This window comes from Actinomycetota bacterium (assembly GCA_041658565.1).
GTDB lineage: Bacteria > Actinomycetota > AC-67 > AC-67 > AC-67 > JBAZZY01.
Map to the genome: position 1 here is coordinate 1 of JBAZZY010000058.1, position 4,375 is coordinate 4,375.

Genomic DNA, 4,375 nt, shown 5'->3' on the forward strand with positions numbered 1-4,375 from the left:
GAGGCACAAAGGAATGATAGCTGAACTTGACCTAGAGTTTTCGGTTTGCGTCGAGGCGTTGCCGGTGCGACCTATGCTAGCGCCGCCCGAGCGTGCCAGAAAGGTGACCAGTTACCTACCGGGACATGGATGCCGAAACGGAAAAGGAACCAACTGCCCACGGAGACACAGACCAATGAAGACCCTCATCGAGATCCACGCCCTGCAGAACTTTGCTCCGTCGAACCTGAACCGCGACGATACGGGAGCCCCCAAAGATGCCCAGTTCGGCGGTATCCGCCGTGCACGCGTGTCCAGCCAGTGCCTCAAGCGGGCAGTGCGTCAGTACTTCCGGGGACTGGTAGAGCAAAACGCTCTCGCATGGGATGACGTTGCCGACCGCACCAAACGCATCTTGGAGGCCCTAACCAAATCCTTGGTGGCAAAAGGGCGTGTCGAGGCCGAAGCGTCCGAGAAAGCGCGTCTGGCAATGGCCGCCATGGCTCTCTCGGTAAAGGAGGGCGGGAAGAGCGAGTATCTCCTGTTTCTCGGGCGGCGAGAAGTCGCTAACATGGCTATGATCATCGACGAGAAATGGGATTCCATCACTGCGTCCGTGACTGGCCCAGCCGAAGGGAAAAAGACCAGTAAGGCCAAGAAGCAGGCCGCTCAGGGTGCGGACCCCGAGTTGAAGAAAGCTCTCGACAAAGTCTTCAACGGGGGCAAGGCCCTGGATGTGGCGCTCTTCGGACGTATGCTCGCCGATATGCCTGAGAATAACCAGCACGCCGCGTGCCAAGTGGCCCACGCCATCTCGACACATGCCGTCGAGCGGGAATTCGATTTCTACACCGCTGTGGACGATCTCAAGCCCGAGGATACCGCCGGTGCCGACATGATGGGCACGGTAGAGTTCAATTCGGCCTGCTTCTACCGCTATGCTGTGGTTGACTGGCAGAAGCTTGTGAAGAATCTTCAGGATGATGTGGACCTGGCTGCCAAAGGGCTGCGGGCATTCCTTGAAGGGTTCGTGGTGGCTGAACCCACCGGAAAACAGAACACCTTCGCGGCGCACAATCCGCCGGAGTTCGTGGCTGTTACGGTGCGCCGCAACAGCGCACCCCGCAACTTAGCGAATGCCTTTGAGACAGCGGTGTTCGCGAAAAAGGGAGAGTCCCTGACGAGGAAGTCCGCAGAGGAACTTGCAAGAAAGGCTCAGGTGCTACAGGCCGCCTTCGGTGGTGACGAGAAAACATTCGTTCTCAATCTTACCGGGGCCAAACTGGTTGGATACGGGGCGGCTGTCGCCTCACTGGAGGATCTCTTGGAGAAGAGTCTAACCGCCGCCCAGGAGTAAAACCATGCCAACCCTGTTACTTCGCCTTGTGGGCCCAATGCAGTCGTGGGGAACCACCAGTCGTTTTGACCAACGCGATACCGGCAAGGAGCCAAGCAAGTCCGGAGTTATCGGGCTCTTGGCCGCCGCGCTGGGGATCGGCCGTGAAAACTGGGCCGATTTGCAGCCGCTCACTTGCCTGTCCATGGGCGTGCGCCACGACCGGCCGGGAGTGCCTAAGAAGGACTACCAGACAGCGGGATGCGCGGTAACGGACACCATTGTCAAGGCCGATGGAACCCAGTCCAAGGATGGTGTCGTTTCCGAACGCTTCTACCTCGCCGATGCGGCCTTTCTCGTGGGTCTCGAAGGCAAGAATCGCTCCTTGATGGAACGGATTCACGCCGCCCTGCGCGATCCCGTCTGGTCTCTGGCCTTGGGACGCAAGTCCTACGTGCCTTCCGAGTCGATCTGGATGGAGAATGGCGTGCAGGATGCTCCGCTACGAGACGTCTTGGCGCGGTGGCCATGGATCGGCTCACGGCGGAGATGGGAGGATCTTCCCGAGAAGCTCTTGATTTCCTTTGAGTCCGAGGACGAGTCGGGTGTGCTCAAGATGGACCAACCGCTTTCGTCGTTTGCCGAACGGCGCTTCGGGGCACGGTTCGTGCGCTCGGAGTGGATCCCCTTCCCTGAAGAGGTGGCACATGCTTTTGCATAGGGTCCATCTCGACCCACGCTGCCGAGAAGCGCGACGCGACTTGTCCGATCCCTATCAGCTTCACTCAACGCTTTGCCGGGCCTTCTGCGAACCGGATACGAAGTGCCCTGAAGGTGAAATCTTGTGGAGACTTGAGCCGGAAACCGATTCAACTGGGTGTCCACGTATTCTTGTGCAAAGCAGGACGATTCCGGACTGGGCGGGTATCGGCGTAGAGGGATGGTTGGCAAAGACTGAACCGGCCATCGACCTGAAGGACCGGCTCAAGCTCGATTCGCTCAAGGCCGAGCAGCGCTTTCGCTTCAGGCTGCGCGCCAACCCTTGCGTGACGCGCAACGGCAAGCGTCTGGGATTGCTGCGGATAGAAGAGCAAGAACAATGGCTTGAACGAAAAGGGGGGCAGCACGGTTTTTCCCTTCCACAACTCGCATCCTTCGATCTCTCGGCATCGCCGCAGGAGCGTATCGATGTACGGATTTCTCAGGAGCAGATGCTCCGAGGGAAGCAGCATGCAGGCAATGGGATTCGGGTCTATTCGGTGCTGTACGACGGGATTCTAACGGTCACGGATGCGGACAAATTCAGGGCTGCGCTGCAATCCGGCATCGGCCACGGCAAGGTCATGGGTCTTGGGCTCTTGTCGGTGGCACTGATAACATGAGAGAAGCAGCACCGGGCTCGTCGAAGTGCTTCGGCTTCGGACTCCTCATGGTCCGGCGGTGCTGACGTGCTTCCGCGACTCCGGCCCATCCCGATCAACGACCGAGCGTCCCTTTTGTTCGTCGAGCGCGGCCAACTCGACGTTCTGGACGGCGCGTTCGTCCTCGTGGATGCGGCCGGAGTGCGCATGCAGATCCCGGTAGGCGGCCTCGCTTGCTTGATGCTCGAACCAGGAACGCGCGTTTCCCATGCGGCGGTCGCACTTGCCTCGAACGTGGGCTGTCTCCTCGTCTGGGTCGGCGAAGCCGCCGTACGGTTGTACTCCGCCGGCTCACCCGGCGGCGCGCGCTCGGATCGTCTCCTCTACCAAGCAAGGCTGGCACTCGATGATAGCGCTCGACTGAAGGTCGTGCGCAAGATGTACGCCGTGCGATTCGGCGAGGAGCCGCCGGAGCGCAGGAGTATCGAGCAACTCCGCGGCATCGAAGGCGCCCGAGTGAAGCGCACCTACGAGATCCTCGCGCAGAAACACGGGATCCCATGGGTCGGTCGGCGCTATGACCCGCGTGCGTGGGAAACCGCCGACGTACCCAATCGCTGCCTCAGCGCGGCGACGGCCGCCTTGTACGGCGTCACGGAAGCCGCCGTCCTCGCGGCGGGCTACGCGCCCGCGATCGGGTTTGTCCACACGGGGAAGCCATTGTCATTCGTCTATGATATCGCGGACCTCGTGAAGTTCGAGACCGTCGTCCCCGCGGCGTTCCGCGTCGCGGCCACGAACCCACCCAATCCCGAGCGCGCCGTCCGCCAAGCCTGCCGTGACGCGTTCCGCCAGACGCGGCTCCTCGAACAGATCATCCCCCTGATAGAGGAAGTGCTCGAAGCCGGCGGCCTCCCCAAGACGACGCCGGGAGTTGGCGTCGTGGGTCCCGCGTTCCAGGAGGAGAACCCGTTCGATGATGACCGTGATCGTGGTTGAGAACGTGCCACCGAGCCTGCGGGGCCGCCTCGCCGTGTGGCTCATCGAGGTCCGCGCCGGCGTGTACGTCGGCGACTACTCAGAACGCGCACGGCACGTTCTCTGGAACCAAGTCGTGAAAGGCATCGGCGACGGCAACGCCGTCATCATGTGGCAATCGCCGACGGAAGCAGGGTTCGACTTCGAGACGCTTGGCCTGAACCGGAGGATTCCCAAGGACGTTGACGGGATGAAACTTGTCTCCTTCCTCGCGGCCGAGTCCCCGGTTGCAGAGGATTCCGCAAGCTCTTTCTGAATCGTCAACTGCTCAGGACGTACTCATGAGACGACGCGAGGTGCCACCGACGCAAAGGCTCACCAACTTGTCAAGCCGCCGCAACTAGCCGAGGCGTCCAGCAATTCGAGACGGGTCAAGTGCGTTCCCCGCGTGCGCGGGGATGGACCGACGCCTGAGGCGTACGTGTACGTGCCCGTCTCGCGTTCCCCGCGTGCGCGGGGATGGACCTTTTCCCGTCACGTCGTCGCGTACGACTATCCCGCGTTCCCCGCGTGCGCGGGGATGGACCGGTAACTCCCCCGGTAGGGTAGGGTAGGGGGCCGCGTTCCCCGCGTGCGCGGGGATGGACCGCCTCCCGCGGAAACTTGGACTGGTCAAACGTCGCGTTCCCCGCGTGCGCGGGGATGGACCGACACCAGGAGC

General features: G+C 61.6%; 5 protein-coding genes. All 5 read left to right on the forward strand.

Features of this window, described 5'->3' with window-relative positions:
• The first annotated feature begins 175 nt into the window (after positions 1-175).
• Positions 176-1,336: a type I-E CRISPR-associated protein Cas7/Cse4/CasC gene (gene cas7e, locus WDA27_14725; GenBank protein MFA5892178.1), complete on the forward strand. Its 1,161-nt coding sequence runs from the start codon at positions 176-178 to the stop codon at positions 1,334-1,336.
• A gap of 4 nt (positions 1,337-1,340) precedes the next feature.
• A complete protein-coding gene (cas5e, locus tag WDA27_14730; GenBank protein MFA5892179.1) occupies positions 1,341-2,036 on the forward strand; it encodes a type I-E CRISPR-associated protein Cas5/CasD in 696 nt (231 codons plus the stop codon).
• Positions 2,023-2,697 carry a type I-E CRISPR-associated protein Cas6/Cse3/CasE gene (cas6e, locus tag WDA27_14735; protein MFA5892180.1) on the forward strand — a complete coding sequence of 225 codons (675 nt, stop codon included), beginning with the start codon at positions 2,023-2,025 and terminating at the stop codon, positions 2,695-2,697. Before cas5e ends, cas6e begins: the two co-directional genes overlap by 14 nt.
• A 66-nt stretch (positions 2,698-2,763) precedes the next feature.
• On the forward strand, positions 2,764-3,675 hold the full coding sequence (gene cas1e / locus WDA27_14740; GenBank protein ID MFA5892181.1) for a type I-E CRISPR-associated endonuclease Cas1e: 912 nt from the start codon (positions 2,764-2,766) through the stop codon (positions 3,673-3,675).
• Positions 3,656-3,970 (forward strand): type I-E CRISPR-associated endoribonuclease Cas2e, encoded by a 315-nt coding sequence (cas2e, locus tag WDA27_14745; protein ID MFA5892182.1) that lies wholly within the window; start codon positions 3,656-3,658, stop codon positions 3,968-3,970. Before cas1e ends, cas2e begins: the two co-directional genes overlap by 20 nt.
• The last annotated feature ends 405 nt before the right edge of the window (positions 3,971-4,375 follow it).

Excerpts from the sequence above, each read along its gene's own strand:
- cas7e (MFA5892178.1), top strand. The coding sequence starts at position 176 with ATGAAGACCCTCATCGAGATCCACGCCCTGCAGAACTTTGCTCCGTCG.
- cas5e (MFA5892179.1), top strand. The coding sequence starts at position 1,341 with ATGCCAACCCTGTTACTTCGCCTTGTGGGCCCAATGCAGTCGTGGGGA.
- cas6e (MFA5892180.1), top strand. The coding sequence starts at position 2,023 with ATGCTTTTGCATAGGGTCCATCTCGACCCACGCTGCCGAGAAGCGCGA.
- cas2e (MFA5892182.1), top strand. The coding sequence starts at position 3,656 with ATGACCGTGATCGTGGTTGAGAACGTGCCACCGAGCCTGCGGGGCCGC.